Here is a 16,063-nt window from a genome sequence, read left to right as displayed (position 1 = left end):
GATCCACGCTGGTTTCTGGAGCAACTGGATGGCGCCCGCCTGGGGCTGGGCGGGTGGGGCGCCGTAGCCAGGAAGCTGAATCTGAATGATGCGGAAATGACGGCCTTTACGCTGCAATTACGCTTGCTTCAGCAGCGTGTTCCCCAGTATGAAAGCGGGCAGGATGTCAGCGAAAATCAGCTGATTGCGGCGATGCGCTTCGTCACCTCCCTTGAATATCTGCGTCTGCAACAGCCCCTCCTGACCTACGATACCGGGAGGATGCCAGAGAAGGAGAGCCAGCTTCAGGCGCAGAAACAGGTGCGTGCCATTGAGCTGATGATTAAAGGGCTGATACAGCAGGCGTGGCCCGATCCGGTGCGGCTGAATAATCATCTTAAGACCTTGTTTAACGCTGAACGCGTGCGTCGCTGGCTGAAAAACGGTGAGATTAATGATGTTCTGAGCGGCATGTTGTTCAGCGAACTGGCCCAGCTGCTGGTGGATAAAAAAGAATTTAGCCGCTACTACGCGCCGTTGTTTAACGCTCCGGACATGCTGACGCTGCTGGTAGAGCCCCGCAAAACCCTGCAAACCTTCCTCGAAGATATTCGACAAATCCGCAACAGCATCACCGTGCAGCAGCCGTTAAGCGGGGCGCAAATCCAGCTGCTCGACTGCTATTACACGCAGATCACCCGCTCCGTTCAGCGCGCGTTTGAGGAAGGGCGGACACGCGTTAACCCGGCGGCGCTGATGGCGGTGGACGAAAGCGAGCTGCACGCGTTCTGGGAAAAGGCGCAAAAAATGGACCGCACCACAGGCGGCGATCTTTTTGAAGTGCGCGACAGTATAGAAAAACCGACTCAGCGCGCCGCGCGTACGCCAGAGCAGCGCGAACAGCTGATTTCCGGCGTGCTGTGGGGAGCGGTTGGCGTGATGGTTATCGCGATTGTCGTGGGGGGATTCTGGCTGGTGACCAGCAGTAAACCGCAGCCGGCTGTGGCCAGTACGGCATCTCCCGCGCAGGTGCAGGAGATGCGCGAAACGCCTTCCTCACGCGAGACGTTAACCCGCATGGGTGTTACCTGGGATGAGAATAATTTCCGCTCGGCCATCAATCGCAATGACACCCGCGTGGCGCTCCTGTTTTTGCAGGGCGGGATGGACTGGAAAATGTCATGGACGGAGGAGGCGTTGTCGGCAGGCTACGACGATGTACTGGAAGTAATGTTGCGCTACCGCCTGCAAATGACAGAGCAAAAGCCCTGCCGACGCTTTATTAATACGCTTAGCCATGCGATGGCGAACGGCGAATCGCTGACGCCTATGCGTAAGCAGTACCTGAAAGCATTCTGTACCGTCCCCGCGGTGGTGAAACGCCAGCAGCACGACGCCGATATGGCAACGCGCCGCGCGAAGACGCAGCCCGATGCCAGCACAAAAAAATGGCAGTCCATCCAGACTGCCATTTATGAGGTGATCCGCTGATTATTTTTCCCCCTCACCCTGCCCCTCAGGGGAGAGGGGCAGGGTGAGGGGTGAGGCTCAGGGCTCCCCATACAGCCCAATCAACCGCCGCACCACGCCATTCGTCCAGCCGAAGCCATCCTGCAACGGATACTCACCCCCGCCACCTTCGCGTGGCGTGCTGCTGGCGATGTGGTACTTCTCAATCAGCTTATGATGGGTTTTGTAGTAATGGTTCACCGTGTGCAGCCAGCTCCAGGCGATCTCATCTCCCAGCGAGTCGTTGCCGTACTGCTTGAACCCCTGGATCGCCATCCACTGGAGCGGCGCCCAGCCGTTCGGCTTATCCCACTGCTCCCCGGTTTCATATTCGGTGGCGAGAATACCGCCCGGCGTGAGCAGACGGGCTTTAACGGCATCGGACAGCCGTTCAGCCTGCTCATGCGTCGCCATGCCCACATACAGCGGCACAATGCTGGCCGCAGAGAACAGCGCCAGGGCTTCACGCCGCCAGTCGTAATCACGATAACAGCCGTTCTCTTCGTCCCACAGATAGCGGTTCACCGCCGCGCGCCGGTCGCTGGCTTTCTGGCGGAACAGATCAGCCGTCTCTTTATCCCCTTTCGACGCGGAGATATTGGCGATAGCGCTCTCCAGTTTGAACAGGAATGCGTTCAAATCAATGGGGATAAATTGTGTCGTGCGGATGCTGGCCAGCCGCGCAGGATCGCGCAGCCAGCGGGATGAGTAATCCCATCCTGAGGCTGCCCCGGCGCGCAGGTCGCGATACACCTCGTTCGGCGGACGACCGGAATGACGGGCGGTTTCCACATCCTCAATCCACGATTCATCTCGCGGCGTGTCGCGATCGTCCCAGTAGCGGTTGAGCAATGAGCCATCCGGCATGCGTACCGCACTGCGATAGGCCTGGTTGAGCAGCAGCGATTCCGCCCCGTCCATCCAGAAGGCGTACTCCATCTTAAGATGCTCAAGATAGCGCTTCGCCCCGCGCACGCCGTCCTCTTCAAACAGCTCCACCATCAGGGCAAAAACGGGCGGCTGGGAGCGGCTGAGATAGTAAGTACGGTTGCCGTTCGGGATATGGCCGTAGCGCTCAATCAGCCAGGCGAAGTTATCGGCCATACATTTCAGCAGATCGTTACGACCGCTTTCAGCCAGCCCCAGCATGGAGAAGTAAGAGTCCCAGTAATAGGTCTCGCTGAATCGTCCGCCGGGCACAATATAGGCCTGCGGCAGCGCCAGCAGCGACGACCACGGGATGTGATCCTGCGGCTCGCGCGTCAGCACCGGCCACAGATTATCAATATGTTCTTTCAGAGACAGGCCGGGGTCAGAGACGTACTCTTTGCTGTAGTCCTCCGGCAGCCAGAAGTGATTCTCCACAAAGCGCGCCAGGTCAAAATCACGGTGACGACGCACCTTGCGATAGCGGATCAAAATATCCAGCGGATCCATCTTCGGCGCGCAGTCGGGAAAGGTTTTGCTGTCCGCAAAAAGCCGCGACGACTGGACGTGTTCAAACAGTTCAAGGTAGCGGTCTGCGGGCGTAAGGGCATCGGACGCCGGCAGCCCTTCAATCATTTCCGGTTCCGGCTCTGCCTCGATCATCTCATCCAGTTTTAACTCACAGGGATCGGTTTCGTAGCGCAGCTCTTCTGCAATGTCGAACTCGATATCCTCGGCAGTCTGTAGTTTCTGGTTGAACATGGTGTTCAGGACCTCCGGTTTTTGTCGTAACCAATACGGGTTTTTCCCGGCTATCTTTTAAGCGTAGACATTCGCTTCGGTTAATGTGGTGCGAAGTGTGCGGTAGATCACGCTTTCAAAATGGATTTAAACACGCTGAAAGTCAGATATCCCTTTGATTATGAAATCATTAAAACAGAATCTTTGGAAACAGAGCAGGAATAAAATTCAGAGCATTCGGTATTCTGCATATACGCAGGGATTAATGCGCCTGACGCGCATTGCCCTGAAGGCTGTTGGCGGTTTGATTGGCTTTCTGGCTGGCGCCTTCGCTTTTATCCATCGCTTTGCTGGCCGCTTTTTCCGCATGGGCGGCGCTGTACGCAGCCAGATGGGAAATCACGATGGCGTAAATGCTCATTAACGACACCCACAGAATGCTGTTTTTCCACCACAGCAGGGTAGGAATAGTCAGTATCGCCCAAACCAGCGCGAGAACAAGGTGCATTTTGGCCATCAGTTTTGCGGTGATCTTTACGTGCATTTTCATATCTCTAATCTTTTTCCGTAGTAACAGGCGAACGCGTAGCGCTTTCTAAGATTAGTTAATTCCACCCCGGGTAGCGGGTTATTTTGTTACCGTTTGTACAGCCGTTGGGTTTACCTGCCCAGGGCATAAAAAAACCGGCCAGCTGGCCGGTTTTGTTGCGGATCAGACGGATCAGCGCATAGTCACAAACTCTTCCGCCGCAGTCGGGTGGATCGCCACGGTGTTATCGAAGTCTTTCTTCGTTGCGCCCATCTTCAGCGCCACCGCGAAGCCTTGCAGGATCTCGTCCATGCCGAAACCAATGCCGTGGATGCCGACGATCTTCTCTTCCGGGCCCACGCAGACCAGCTTCATGCGGCACGGCTGACGGTGCGAGGTGACCGCGGTATACATCGCGGTAAACGCCGATTTATACACTTTCACCTGGTCATCGCCGTACTGCTCACGCGCCTGCGGCTCGGTTAAGCCGACGGTACCGATTGGCGGGTGGCTGAAGACCACGGTCGGGATGTTGCTGTAGTCCAGATGTTCGTCCGGCTTGTTGTTAAACAGACGCTCGGAAAGACGACGCCCCGCCGCCACGGCAACCGGCGTCAGCTCTACGGCGCCGGTGTTATCACCGACGGCATAAATGCCCGGTACGCTGGTGTTCTGGAACTTATCAACGACGATGTAGCCTTTTTCATTGGTTTTCACCCCGGTTGCGGCCAGGTTGAAGTTGTCGGTGGCCGGTTCACGACCAATCGCCCAGATCAGGCAATCAACGGTCTGGCTACGGCCATCTTCCAGTTCCAGAGTCAGGCTACCGTCCGCATTTTTCACCACCGCTTTTGGCACGGCGTTGGTGTGCAGGGTTGGGCCTTCGGCGTTCATCACCTCGACCAGCGTGTCGACGATCAGCGGATCAAAGCTGCGTAGCGGCGCGTGTTTACGCACGAACAGGTGCGCTTCCGCTCCCAGGCCGTTAATCACGCCGGCCAGCTCAACCGCGATGTAACCTGCGCCCACAATGGCAACGCGTTCTGGCAGAGCAGGCAGCTCGAAGAAACCGTCGGAGTCTATACCGTATTCCGCGCCCGGAATGTTCGGGTGGCTCGGACGGCCGCCGGTGGCGATCAGGATGTGATCGGCGGTGATCGTCTCGCCGTTCACTTCGATCGTCTTCGCATCCACGAAACGGGCGAAGCCGCGGATCACGTCGACGTTATTCTTGCCCAGCACGTTATCGTACGAGGTGTGAATACGGTCGATGTAGGCGGTACGGCTGGCGATCAGTTTATCCCAGTCGAAGTGGTTGATGGTGGTGTCAAAGCCGTAGTCCGGGCCATACATATGGATAGCTTCACGGATTTGCGCGGCATGCCACATCACTTTCTTCGGTACACAACCCACGTTCACGCAGGTGCCGCCGAGTTCTTTGGCTTCAATCAGCGCACACTTCTGGCCGTACATGGCCGCACGGTTGATGGAGGCGATGCCGCCGCTGCCGCCGCCGATTGCGATGTAGTCATAATGCTTAGTCATAGCGTTGTCCTTAATCGTGAATTGCCGCGATTGTATACCTGAAATCAATAGTTTCCACCGATGGCTGCGATTACTCCGGCACGATCCAGCTCACGGTGGCGTGACCCGTACCGGCTGGCACCAGCGTTTTGCGCAGCCACGGCAGCACGTTGTTCATCTGTGCTTCGAGCTTCCACGGCGGGTTAATGACGATCATGCCGGACGCGGTCATGCCGCGCTGGTCGCTGTCAGGGCGCACCGCCAGCTCAATTTGCAGGATTTTACGAATGCCGGTCGCTTCGAGGTCTTTGATCATGCGTTTAATTTGCGCGCGCAGCACTACCGGATACCACAGGGCATAGGTGCCGGTCGCAAAGCGTTTGTAACCTTCGTTAATGCCGGTCACCACCGCCTGATAGTCGGTTTTGATTTCGTACGGTGGGTCGATCAGCACCAGGCCGCGACGGGAAACCGGCGGCAGTTTGGCTTTCAGCTGCTGGTAGCCATCGGCTTTGTCCACGCGGGCGCGGTTATCTTTCTGAAACTCAGAACGCAGCAGCGGGAAGTCGCTCGGGTGCAGCTCGGTCAGCTGGAGGCTGTCCTGCTCACGCAGCAGCTGGCGGGCAATCAGTGGTGAACCCGGGTAGTAACGCAGTTGGCCGTTGCGGTTGAAGTGATTCACCACGCCAATGTACGGCTCCAGCTCGGCAGGCAGATCGTCCTGCTGCCAGATACGCGCAATCCCTTCCAGATATTCACCGGTACGCTCGGCATGCTCGCCGCTCAGCTGATAACGGCCCGCGCCCGCGTGGGTGTCCAGATAAAGGAACGGTTTATCCTTTTCTTTAAGCGATTCGATGATCAGGCTCTGAACGGTGTGTTTGAGGACGTCGGCGTGGTTGCCTGCGTGGAAGCTGTGGCGATAACTGAGCATGGGTAATGATATTCCGCTGAATTGACGATTTGCCACAGTTTACAGCAGAACGGCACAGATTACCCGCAGGCCCGGTAAGCGCAGCGCCACCGGGCGTTTTTCGACAACCTTCGGCATTGAAATCCTCTACACTTAACCCCATTACTGAACAATATGCACAGCGCCGGATGCGCGCTTCATTCATCTATTTCAACAGGACAGCGTTTATGACCAATCCATTACTGACGCCTTTTTCGTTGCCACCGTTTTCTAAAATCCTCCCTGAGCATGTGGTTCCGGCCGTTACCCAGTCGCTGAACAACTGCCGTGCGGCGGTAGAAAGCGTGGTCGCGCAGGGCGCGCCGTACACCTGGGAAAATCTGTGTCAGCCGCTGGCCGAAGTGGACGACGTGCTGGGGCGTATTTTCTCCCCGGTGAGTCACCTGAACTCGGTGAAAAACAGCCCGGAGCTGCGTGAAGCCTACGAACAGACCCTGCCGCTGCTCTCTGAGTACAGCACCTGGGTCGGTCAGCATGAGGGGCTCTACAAAGCCTACCGCGACCTGCGCGACGGCGACCACTATGCCGAACTGAACACGGCGCAGAAAAAATCGGTCGATAACGCCCTGCGTGATTTCGAACTGTCCGGGATTGGCCTGCCAAAAGAAAAACAGGTCCGCTACGGCGAAATCGCCGCGCGCCTGTCCGAGCTGGGCAACCAGTACAGCAACAACGTCCTCGACGCCACCATGGGCTGGACGAAGCTGATTACCGATGAATCTGAACTGGCGGGTATGCCGGAAAGCGCGCTGGCGGCGGCAAAAGCCCAGGCCGAAGCGAAAGAGCAGGAAGGCTTCCTGTTAACGCTGGATATCCCAAGCTATCTGCCGGTGATGACCTACTGCGACAACCAGGCCCTGCGCGAAGAGATGTACCGCGCCTACAGCACCCGCGCCTCCGATCAGGGGCCGAATGCCGGTAAGTGGGACAACAGCCCGGTGATGGCGGAGATCCTCGCTCTGCGCCACGAGCTGGCACAGCTGCTGGGCTTCGACAGCTACGCGGATAAATCCCTCGCCACCAAAATGGCTGAGAACCCACAGCAGGTGCTCGACTTTCTGACCGATCTGGCGAAACGCGCCCGTCCTCAGGGTGAAAAAGAACTGGTTCAGCTGCGCGCCTTTGCGAAAGCGGAGTTCGGCGTGGACGAGCTTCAGCCGTGGGATATCGCGTACTACAGCGAAAAACAGAAACAGCACCTCTACAGCATCAGCGACGAACAGCTGCGTCCGTACTTTCCGGAAAACAAAGCCGTTAACGGCCTGTTCGAGGTGGTGAAACGCATCTACGGCATTACCGCGAAAGAGCGTACCGACATCGACGTCTGGCATCCGGACGTGCGCTTCTTCGAGCTGTATGACGAGAAAAACGAGCTGCGCGGCAGCTTCTATCTGGATCTTTACGCGCGTGAAAACAAACGTGGCGGGGCGTGGATGGACGACTGCGTGGGCCAGATGCGTAAAGCGGATGGTTCCCTGCAAAAACCGGTCGCCTACCTGACCTGTAACTTCAACCGCCCGGTGAGCGGCAAACCTGCGCTGTTTACCCACGATGAAGTGATCACCCTGTTCCACGAGTTCGGTCACGGCCTGCACCACATGCTGACCCGCATCGAAACCGCTGGCGTCGCCGGTATCAGCGGTGTGCCATGGGATGCGGTCGAGCTGCCAAGCCAGTTTATGGAAAACTGGTGCTGGGAGCCGGACGCGCTGGCATTTATCTCCGGCCATTACGAAACGGGCGAACCGCTGCCGAAAGAACTGCTGGATAAAATGCTGGCGGCGAAAAACTACCAGGCGGCGATGTTCATCCTGCGTCAGCTGGAGTTCGGCCTGTTCGACTTCCGCCTGCACGCCGAGTTCAGCCCGGAGCAGGGGGCGAAAATCCTCGAAACCCTGGCTGAGATTAAAAAGCAGGTCGCGGTTATTCCAGGCCCGACCTGGGGACGCTTCCCGCACGCGTTCAGCCATATCTTCGCAGGCGGGTACGCCGCAGGCTACTACAGCTACCTGTGGGCCGACGTGCTGGCGGCAGATGCCTTCTCGCGCTTCGAAGAAGAGGGGATTTTCAACCGCGAAACCGGTCAGTCGTTCCTTGATAACATCCTGACGCGCGGCGGTTCAGAAGAGCCTATGGAGCTGTTCAAACGCTTCCGTGGCCGCGAGCCGCAGCTGGATGCGATGCTGGAGCATTACGGAATCAAAGGCTGATTGCTACGTGAAGATCTGCTTAGTAGATGAAACAGGCGCCGGGGACGGCGCCTTATCTGTTCTGGCGGCCCGCTGGGGGCTGGAACATGATGAAGACAACCTGATGGCGCTGGTGATGACGCCGGAACATCTGGAGCTGCGCAAACGCGATGAGCCAAAGCTTGGCGGGATTTTTGTCGATTTTGTCGGCGGCGCGATGGCGCACCGGCGTAAGTTTGGCGGCGGTCGCGGTGAAGCGGTGGCCAAAGCGGTCGGCATTAAAGGCAGCTATCTGCCGGACGTGGTGGATGCCACGGCGGGGCTGGGGCGCGATGCCTTTGTGCTGGCGTCTGTCGGCTGTCGGGTGCGGATGCTGGAGCGTAATCCGGTTGTCGCCGCGCTGCTCGACGACGGGCTGACGCGGGGCTACGCGGACCCGGAAATCGGCCCGTGGTTACAGGAACGTTTGCAACTTATTCATGCCTCCAGCCTGACGGCGCTGACCGATATCACCCCGCGCCCGCAGGTGGTCTATCTCGACCCCATGTTCCCGCATAAGCAGAAAAGCGCGCTGGTTAAGAAAGAGATGCGGGTGTTTCAGTCTCTGGTGGGGCCAGATTTAGATGCCGATGGCCTGCTGGAGCCGGCTCGTCAGCTGGCGACGAAGCGGGTGGTGGTGAAGCGGCCGGACTATGCGCCGCCGCTGGCGGACGTTGCGACCACTAACGCGGTGACCACCAAAGGACACCGATTTGATATTTATTCGGGAACGCCAGAATAGTGCGGGCTGATGCCCTCACCCTAACCCTCTCCCACAGGGAGAGGGAACAAACATTAAAAACGGCAACCGTGTTGCCGTTTTGCTTTTACCTTGTAGGCCCGGTAAGCGTTAGCGCCACCGGGCTTTTTTGCACTTACTCGTCTTCTTCGTCACGCAGTGGAACAATCAGCATATCCACGTGTACGGTGTTAATCAGCTGGCGCGCGGAAGACATCAGCTTGCTCCAGAAGTCCTGGTGATGACCGCATACCACCAGGTCCATATCGTATTTCTTAATCGCATCAACCAGCACCTGGCCCAGATCGCCGCTACCGCTTAAGGTTTCAGTGATTGGATAGCCCGCGTTGGTAGAAAGCTCGCTCAGCGCGTGGTGAGTCTCTTCGGAGATGCGTTTCTGCATATCGCCGAGATTAACGTCGATCAGACCGGTGTAGAGGTCGGAGTAATTCACATCAACGTGAATCAGCGAAACTTTCGCGTTGTAGGGACGTGCCATGGATACTGCTTTATCAACCAGCACTTTACTCTCCGGGGAGAGGTCTACCGCGATGAGAATGTGTTTGTAAGCCATAGTGTTACTCCTTCCTTAAGTTATCGATGACTAAATGGGAAAGCCGTCGTCTGATGCTTTCATTACGGCCCAGTTAAACATATTTTTCAAGCTTTGGTGTTGATAACGATTAACCTTGTGGCAAAAAAATTAACGGATCTCCTACACTATTTAATGAGCCGTTCGGATATTAAAACGCGAACCGGATCGACTTTTGGTCATTCTTTCACTGAACTGTCTGTCAGGGCATTGGGGTGCGGTAGCTCAGGAGCCTTGCTTCGTGGGCGGACGCCGGGGAGGATGTATGATTAGCACCGTCGCATTGTTTTGGGCGTTATGCGTGGTTTGCATAGTGAATATGGCGCGCTACTTCTCATCGTTACGTGCGCTGTTAGTGGTACTTCGTGGTTGCGATCCGTTGCTTTATCAGTATGTGGACGGTGGAGGGTTCTTCACCTCGCACGGACAGCCCAGCAAGCAGATGCGTCTGGTGGGGTATATCTACTACCAACGCTACCGCGATCACCACGATGAAGAGTTTATCCGTCGCTGCGAGCGCCTGCGTCGTCAGTTCATTTTGACCAGCGCCCTGTGTGGTCTGGTTGTGGTGAGTATGATTGCGCTGATGATTTGGCACTGAGCATAAAAAAAGCGGGCCAGTTTCCTGACCCGCTTTTTTGTCGCCTTCAGCCGATTAAATCAGCTTCAGCGAAATCCAGTACAGACCGCCAGACAGCAGGATGGACGCCGGGAGGGTGAACACCCAGGCCATCAGAATGTTGGTCACGGTTTTACGCTGCAAACCGCCGCCGTCAACAATCATGGTACCTGCCACGGACGAAGAGAGTACGTGGGTGGTTGAGACTGGCATACCGGTGTAGCTCGCCAGACCGATAGATACCGCTGCCGTCATCTGCGCGGACATACCCTGCGCATAGGTCATGCCTTTTTTACCGATCTTTTCACCGATGGTGGTCGCCACACGACGCCAGCCAATCATCGTACCGATACCCAGCGCCAGCGCGACCGCCATGATGATCCAGATTGGCGCGTACTCAATGGTGTTGAGCATATCGCCTTTCAGTTTCTTCAGCAGACGTTGGTCGTCAGCATTAACCTCTGGCAGCTTCGCGACTTTATCGGTCACGTCGGAGATACAGAGCATGATGCGACGCAGTTGACCACGCTGTTCAACAGCCAGTTTGTCATAGCTTTCGATATCGGCCAGCATGCCTTTCGCACGTTCCAGCGCGTTAATCGCGTTTGCCGGATGGCAATGGAACTCGCCCGGTGCCGTCGTTGCGCCTGACTCCGGAGAAGGAATCAGCTGGTCCACGCCGGTCGCTTTCTTCAGCAAATCAGGATGCTGCTGGAAGTAAGTCTCAACGTTGTTAACCGCATCACGGGTACGGGTGATTTCGTAACCGGAGGCGTTCATGTTAACCACGAAGCCCGCCGGTGCGACGCCAATCAGAACCAGCATCACCAGGCCGATACCTTTCTGACCATCGTTCGCGCCATGAGAGAAGGCGACGCCAATAGCGGAAATGATCAGCGCGATACGCGTCCAGAACGGCGGCTTTTTCTTGCCGTCTTTCTTCTCACGCTCTGCTGGCGTCAGATGGATACGCGCACGTTTTTTCGTGTTGCTCCAGTAGCGACGCAGGATGAAAATCAAGCCACCCGCCACCACCAGACCGACGATAGGGGAGATGATCAGAGAGCCGAAAATGCCGAGAACTTTCGGGATGTTCAGCGCATCAACGACGGAGGTCCCGGTCATCAGGGCATTGGTTAACCCGATACCGATAATCGCGCCGATGAGGGTGTGAGAGCTGGATGCCGGCAGGCCGAAATACCAGGTACCGAGGTTCCAGATAATCGCAGCAAGCAGCATTGAGAACACCATGGCCAGGCCATGACCGGAACTCACGTTAAGCAGCAGATCCGTTGGCAGCATATGCACAATGGCATACGCAACGCTCAGTCCGCCCAGGAGGACACCAAAAAAGTTAAATACCGCCGCCATCACGACCGCAAGCTGCGATCGCATTGCGCGAGTGTAGATAACCGTTGCTACTGCGTTTGCAGTGTCGTGGAAGCCGTTGATCGCTTCGTAAAACAGCACAAAAACCAGAGCAAGCAATAATAAAAGCCCGGTATGTAAATCCAGGCCGGCAAACAAATGTAGCATAGGACGTTACGCCATTTTGAGGACATGAACGCGGCGCATTATCCAGGACAAATGCGCAACGGGCAAAGTGAAATATAGACTTTTTTTGACATACCACCTGATTTGAGAAATGTGCCTGAAAGGATAATCTTTAAATATCAATGAAATGGCTTTGTAATATCTTTTTACGCTGGTGCGACCACTGAGGAAACTTTACAATCCGCGGCAGTTAACGAAGAGGATTTTGACGTGGAAAGGTTTGATGCCGTAGTAATTGGCGCCGGTGCGGCGGGTATGTTTTGTGCGGCGATGGCCGGACAAGCGGGTCGTCGCGTGCTGCTGCTGGATAACGGAAAAAAGCCTGGCCGCAAGATCCTGATGTCTGGCGGCGGGCGATGCAACTTTACTAATCTTTATGTCGAGCCTGCGGCCTATTTGAGCCAAAACCGTCATTTTTGCAAATCTGCGCTGGCGCGCTACACCCAGTGGGATTTTATCGAGCTGGTGGGTAAACACGGTATCGCGTGGCATGAGAAGACGCTGGGGCAGCTGTTCTGCGACGACTCCGCGCAGCAAATTGTCGATATGCTGGTGGCCGAGTGCGAGAATGGCGGCGTAGTTATGCGCCTGCGCACCGAAGTGCTGGACGTCGCCCGTGACGAGGAGGGCTACACGCTGCAACTCAACGGTGAAACCGTCAGCGCCGATAACCTGGTGATCGCCAGCGGGGGCCTCTCGATGCCGGGGCTGGGCGCTTCACCGTTCGGCTATAAAATTGCCGAGCAGTTTGGCCTGAAGGTACTGCCCACCCGCGCCGGGCTGGTACCGTTCACGCTGCATAAGCCCCTGCTGGAACAGCTTCAGACGCTCTCCGGCGTGTCTGTGCCGTCGGTCATTACGGCCGAAGACGGCACGGTGTTCCGCGAAAATCTGCTCTTTACCCATCGCGGACTCTCGGGACCGGCGGTATTGCAGATCTCCAGCTACTGGCAGCCGGGGGAGTTTGTCTCCGTAAACCTGGTGCCGGACTGCGATCTGGACGCCTTCTTCAACGAGCAACGCGCCGCGCACCCGAATCAAAGCCTGAAAAATACCCTGGCGATGCAGCTGCCGAAGCGTCTCGTGGAGTGCTTGCAGGTATTAGGGCAAATTCCGGATGTCGCGCTCAAGCAGCTCAACAGCCGCGAGCAGGAAACGCTGGTGGAGACGCTGACGAACTGGCGCGTACAGCCAAACGGCACCGAAGGCTACCGCACGGCGGAAGTGACGCTGGGCGGCGTGGATACAAACGAACTCTCATCCCGCACGATGGAAGCCCGCAACGTGCCGGGTCTTTATTTCATTGGTGAAGTGATGGACGTGACCGGCTGGCTCGGCGGGTATAACTTCCAGTGGGCGTGGGCCAGTGCCTGGGCATGCGCGCAGGCACTCGCTGAAAAGAACGGTTAATATTTATTTTTTTAGCGTGCTGCGTCCTTATCGGGTCCACGCTTTTTATTGTGTGCATGGTGTTTTGTCTTCTTAAAAGGGTTGTCTATGTCTGCTGCTCATCTCGGTTTCCCGACGGAAACCGTTGTTGTCTTCGTGGTTATGGCCGTTGGGGCGATGTTTATCGACCTCTTCATGCACCGTCACGATAAACCGATCTCGCTGAAAAGCGCGGTCATGTGGTCCATCTTCTGGGTCATGATGGCGATGGCCTTCGCCGGATTCTTATACGTGCACCACGGCGCGGAGATGGCCAGTCTGTTCCTGACCGGCTATGCGCTGGAAGAGGTGCTCTCCGTCGACAACCTGTTTGTGATGATGGCGATCTTCGCCTGGTTCGGCGTGCCGGATAGATATCGTCACCGCGTTCTCTACTGGGGCGTGCTCGGGGCGATTGTGTTCCGCGGTATTTTTGTTGCCATTGGCACCAGCCTGCTGAGCCTGGGACCGTATGTTGAGGTCATTTTTGCGCTGGTCGTCGGCTGGACGGCGGTGATGATGCTGAAACGCAATGAAGAGAGCGATGAAGTAGAAGATTACTCCAACCATCTGGCGTACCGCCTGGTGAAACGCTTCTACCCGGTGTGGCCAAAAATCAGCAGCCATGCGTTTATCCTGACCCAGAAAGAGGTGGATGCCGAACTGGAGAAACCTGAAAACAAGGATGTGATGGTAGGCCGCGTGAAGAAGGCGAAGCGCTACGCGACGCCGCTGCTGCTCTGCGTCGCGGTGGTGGAGCTGTCCGACGTGATGTTCGCCTTCGATTCCGTACCCGCAATCATCGCCGTCAGCCGTGAGCCGCTGATCATCTACAGCGCAATGATGTTCGCGATCCTCGGCCTGCGTACCCTCTACTTCGTGCTGGAAGCGCTGAAGCAGTATCTGGTGCATCTGGAGAAAGCGGTGGTGTTACTGCTGTTCTTCGTGGCGTTCAAGCTGGGGCTGAATGCGACCGACCACTTCTGGCATCACGGTTATAACATCGGCGCCACGGCAAGCCTGTTTGTGGTGTTGGGGGTACTGGCGCTGGGGATTATTGCGAGCGTGATGTTCCCGGGAAAACGTGAGGCCTGATGTACCGCTTTTCTCCCTCTCCCTGTGGGAGAGGGCCGGGGTGAGGGCACCGGGCCGCACCTAACCCTTAATTGGTGAATTTCGGCGCTTGCTCGGATGATGAAAATGCCGCCAGTGCGGATCCTGCGCCGCCGCCAGCAACTCGTGGTCGCCACGCGTGTCGCCCCAGGCGCGCAGGTGATACGCGTTCAAATCCCCATACACCTTCTCCAGCCTCGCCACCTTCTGGGCACAACGGCAGTTGTGGCCGGTGATCCGCCCGGTCAGCTTGCCGTCTTTCACTTCCAGCTGTGTGCCAATCAGCTTAATGCCGAGCTTATCGGCCCACGGCTGCAATACCAGCGCCGGGGAAGCAGAGCAAATCGTCACTTCCGCACCGGAATTGACCTCGTTGGCGACGGCCAGCACACCTTCCGGGCGCATCAGCTTGTTCCAGTATTTTTCACAGAAGGCTTCCGCCTGCTGACGTAACCAGTGCTCATCCACCCCCGTCAGGAAGGTTTTGATCAACACCTCTTTCAGCTCATCTCGCGTCAGCTTGCGGCGTACACAGTGCAGCGTAGGCAGGGCCATGCGCACCAGTCGGCCAGCAAAGTAGCGCTTGCCAAAGGCAAAGCGCAGGAACGGGATAAAACTGTCGTGGTGCGTCAACGTACCATCAAAGTCAAAGACAGAGAGCACGCTGGACTTCGCCACGGCTTCGTCGGCAATCATATTGGTCATAAATACGTCTTAGCTGAAATACACATTCTGTTCACTAGTTTACCTGCTTTACCTTCACAGTCCTTATATCAGGTCGCATTTTTTCCTGAACCTGTGGCCTGACGGGTCAAACAATGTCATCCACCACGCCGCCGTCAACGCGCAGCGCCGCGCCGGAAGTCGCGGAGGCCTGCATGGAACAGACATACACCACCATATTCGCCACTTCTTCCACCGTGGCGGCGCGCTGGATCACCGAGCTGGGGCGATTCGCCATCACGAACTCTTTCGCCAGCTGTTCCAGCGATTTACCGGTTCTTTCGATCTCGTCTTTCATCATCGCGGCAAAACCGTCCGACATTGTCGGGCCCGGCAGCACGCTGTTCACCGTCACGCCGCTGCCTGCCACGAACTTCGCCAGACCGCGCGCCAGCGAGAGCTGGGCGGTTTTTGTCACGCCATAGTGGATCATATCCGCAGGAATATTGCAGGCCGATTCTGACGAGATAAACACTACCCGACCCCAGCCCTTTTGTACCATGCCGGGCAGCAGGGCACGAGAGAGGCGCACGCCGGACATCACGTTGGTCTGCCAGTAGCGTTCCCAGGTCTCGTCGTCGGTGGAATAAAAATTCTGCTGGCCATAGATCCCGGCGTTATTCACCAGAATATCGACGTGCGAGGCGACCCTGAGCAGTTCGTCAACGCCCTCCTGCGAGCTCAGATCGGCGATGGCGGCACGGACCTGTACGCCCGGCACCACCTGCTGTAGCGCCTGAATGCCTTTGTTCACCGAGTCGACGCTGCGCCCGTTCACGATCACTTCCGCACCGCTCTCCGCCAGCCCGCGGGCGATGGCAAACCCAATACCGCCGGTGGACGCGGTCACCAGCGCTACTTTCCCCGTTAAATCAATTTTCATCA

14 protein-coding genes are annotated in these 16,063 nt (G+C 56.8%); 6 read left to right on the top strand and 8 right to left on the bottom strand.

Going from position 1 to position 16,063, the window contains the following annotated elements; all coding sequences use genetic code 11:
* Positions 1–1,470 (top strand): STY4199 family HEPN domain-containing protein (locus IM290_RS10335; protein ID WP_193354476.1); only part of this gene is annotated, 1,470 nt, incomplete at its 5' end.
* 57 nt (positions 1,471–1,527) lie between these two features.
* Here IM290_RS10335 and IM290_RS10330 read toward each other — a convergent pair.
* The 4 genes from IM290_RS10330 to IM290_RS10315 form a co-directional block, all read right to left on the bottom strand.
* A complete protein-coding gene (locus IM290_RS10330; protein ID WP_003861211.1) occupies positions 1,528–3,177 on the bottom strand; it encodes an alpha,alpha-trehalase in 1,650 nt (549 codons plus the stop codon).
* A gap of 241 nt (positions 3,178–3,418) precedes the next feature.
* Positions 3,419–3,706, bottom strand: coding sequence for a hypothetical protein (locus IM290_RS10325; protein ID WP_003861213.1), 288 nt, complete (start codon positions 3,704–3,706; stop codon positions 3,419–3,421).
* Positions 3,707–3,877: 171 nt separating this feature from the next.
* Complete coding sequence (gorA, locus tag IM290_RS10320; protein ID WP_017384179.1) at positions 3,878–5,230, bottom strand: glutathione-disulfide reductase; 1,353 nt, start codon at positions 5,228–5,230, stop codon at positions 3,878–3,880.
* Between the two features lie 70 nt (positions 5,231–5,300).
* Complete coding sequence (locus IM290_RS10315) at positions 5,301–6,143, bottom strand: 23S rRNA (adenine(2030)-N(6))-methyltransferase RlmJ (RefSeq protein WP_193041563.1); 843 nt, start codon at positions 6,141–6,143, stop codon at positions 5,301–5,303.
* Positions 6,144–6,349: 206 nt separating this feature from the next.
* On the opposite strand from IM290_RS10315, the gene prlC reads away from it, so the two are divergent.
* Positions 6,350–8,392, top strand: a complete 2,043-nt coding sequence (prlC, locus tag IM290_RS10310) for an oligopeptidase A (RefSeq protein WP_039269545.1) — start codon at positions 6,350–6,352, stop codon at positions 8,390–8,392.
* A 7-nt stretch (positions 8,393–8,399) separates the two neighbouring features.
* The gene (gene rsmJ / locus IM290_RS10305) at positions 8,400–9,152 is read left to right on the top strand and encodes a 16S rRNA (guanine(1516)-N(2))-methyltransferase RsmJ (protein WP_017384177.1); all 753 of its coding nucleotides are present in this window, start codon (positions 8,400–8,402) and stop codon (positions 9,150–9,152) included.
* Positions 9,153–9,285: 133 nt separating this feature from the next.
* Here the strand turns inward: rsmJ and uspA are convergent, their stop codons facing one another.
* On the bottom strand, positions 9,286–9,723 hold the full coding sequence (uspA, locus tag IM290_RS10300) for a universal stress protein UspA (protein ID WP_003861223.1): 438 nt from the start codon (positions 9,721–9,723) through the stop codon (positions 9,286–9,288).
* Between the two features lie 283 nt (positions 9,724–10,006).
* Between uspA and uspB the strand changes: the two genes are divergently transcribed.
* Entirely contained in the window at positions 10,007–10,342 is a 336-nt protein-coding gene (gene uspB / locus IM290_RS10295; protein WP_003861224.1) for a universal stress protein UspB, read from the top strand.
* Positions 10,343–10,396: 54 nt separating this feature from the next.
* Here the strand turns inward: uspB and pitA are convergent, their stop codons facing one another.
* Positions 10,397–11,896, bottom strand: coding sequence for an inorganic phosphate transporter PitA (gene pitA / locus IM290_RS10290; protein WP_003861225.1), 1,500 nt, complete (start codon positions 11,894–11,896; stop codon positions 10,397–10,399).
* Between the two features lie 228 nt (positions 11,897–12,124).
* Here pitA and IM290_RS10285 point away from each other — a divergent pair, with 228 nt between their 5' ends.
* Both IM290_RS10285 and IM290_RS10280 read left to right on the top strand, forming a co-directional pair.
* A complete protein-coding gene (locus IM290_RS10285) occupies positions 12,125–13,324 on the top strand; it encodes an NAD(P)/FAD-dependent oxidoreductase (protein ID WP_102990562.1) in 1,200 nt (399 codons plus the stop codon).
* An 87-nt stretch (positions 13,325–13,411) separates the two neighbouring features.
* Positions 13,412–14,437: a TerC/Alx family metal homeostasis membrane protein gene (locus IM290_RS10280; protein ID WP_015571505.1), complete on the top strand. Its 1,026-nt coding sequence runs from the start codon at positions 13,412–13,414 to the stop codon at positions 14,435–14,437.
* A 60-nt stretch (positions 14,438–14,497) separates the two neighbouring features.
* Here the strand turns inward: IM290_RS10280 and IM290_RS10275 are convergent, their stop codons facing one another.
* Positions 14,498–15,160, bottom strand: a complete 663-nt coding sequence (locus tag IM290_RS10275; protein WP_003861228.1) for an HAD family hydrolase — start codon at positions 15,158–15,160, stop codon at positions 14,498–14,500.
* 106 nt (positions 15,161–15,266) lie between these two features.
* Positions 15,267–16,061: an SDR family NAD(P)-dependent oxidoreductase gene (locus IM290_RS10270; protein ID WP_193041613.1), complete on the bottom strand. Its 795-nt coding sequence runs from the start codon at positions 16,059–16,061 to the stop codon at positions 15,267–15,269.
* Positions 16,062–16,063 lie beyond the last annotated feature (2 nt).

The organism is Enterobacter cloacae complex sp. S1 (assembly GCF_014930525.1).
Classification (GTDB): domain Bacteria; phylum Pseudomonadota; class Gammaproteobacteria; order Enterobacterales; family Enterobacteriaceae; genus Enterobacter; species Enterobacter hormaechei_C.
This window is presented reverse-complemented; position numbering and strand designations above follow the sequence as displayed.

Bases quoted from the DNA above. Each gene is read 5' to 3' on its own strand.
- IM290_RS10330 (WP_003861211.1), bottom strand. From the start codon at position 3,177: ATGTTCAACCAGAAACTACAGACTGCCGAGGATATCGAGTTCGACATT.
- IM290_RS10325 (WP_003861213.1), bottom strand. From the start codon at position 3,706: ATGAAAATGCACGTAAAGATCACCGCAAAACTGATGGCCAAAATGCAC.
- gorA (WP_017384179.1), bottom strand. From the start codon at position 5,230: ATGACTAAGCATTATGACTACATCGCAATCGGCGGCGGCAGCGGCGGC.
- IM290_RS10315 (WP_193041563.1), bottom strand. From the start codon at position 6,143: ATGCTCAGTTATCGCCACAGCTTCCACGCAGGCAACCACGCCGACGTC.
- prlC (WP_039269545.1), top strand. From the start codon at position 6,350: ATGACCAATCCATTACTGACGCCTTTTTCGTTGCCACCGTTTTCTAAA.
- uspA (WP_003861223.1), bottom strand. From the start codon at position 9,723: ATGGCTTACAAACACATTCTCATCGCGGTAGACCTCTCCCCGGAGAGT.
- uspB (WP_003861224.1), top strand. From the start codon at position 10,007: ATGATTAGCACCGTCGCATTGTTTTGGGCGTTATGCGTGGTTTGCATA.
- pitA (WP_003861225.1), bottom strand. From the start codon at position 11,896: ATGCTACATTTGTTTGCCGGCCTGGATTTACATACCGGGCTTTTATTA.
- IM290_RS10280 (WP_015571505.1), top strand. From the start codon at position 13,412: ATGTCTGCTGCTCATCTCGGTTTCCCGACGGAAACCGTTGTTGTCTTC.
- IM290_RS10275 (WP_003861228.1), bottom strand. From the start codon at position 15,160: ATGACCAATATGATTGCCGACGAAGCCGTGGCGAAGTCCAGCGTGCTC.
- IM290_RS10270 (WP_193041613.1), bottom strand. From the start codon at position 16,061: ATGAAAATTGATTTAACGGGGAAAGTAGCGCTGGTGACCGCGTCCACC.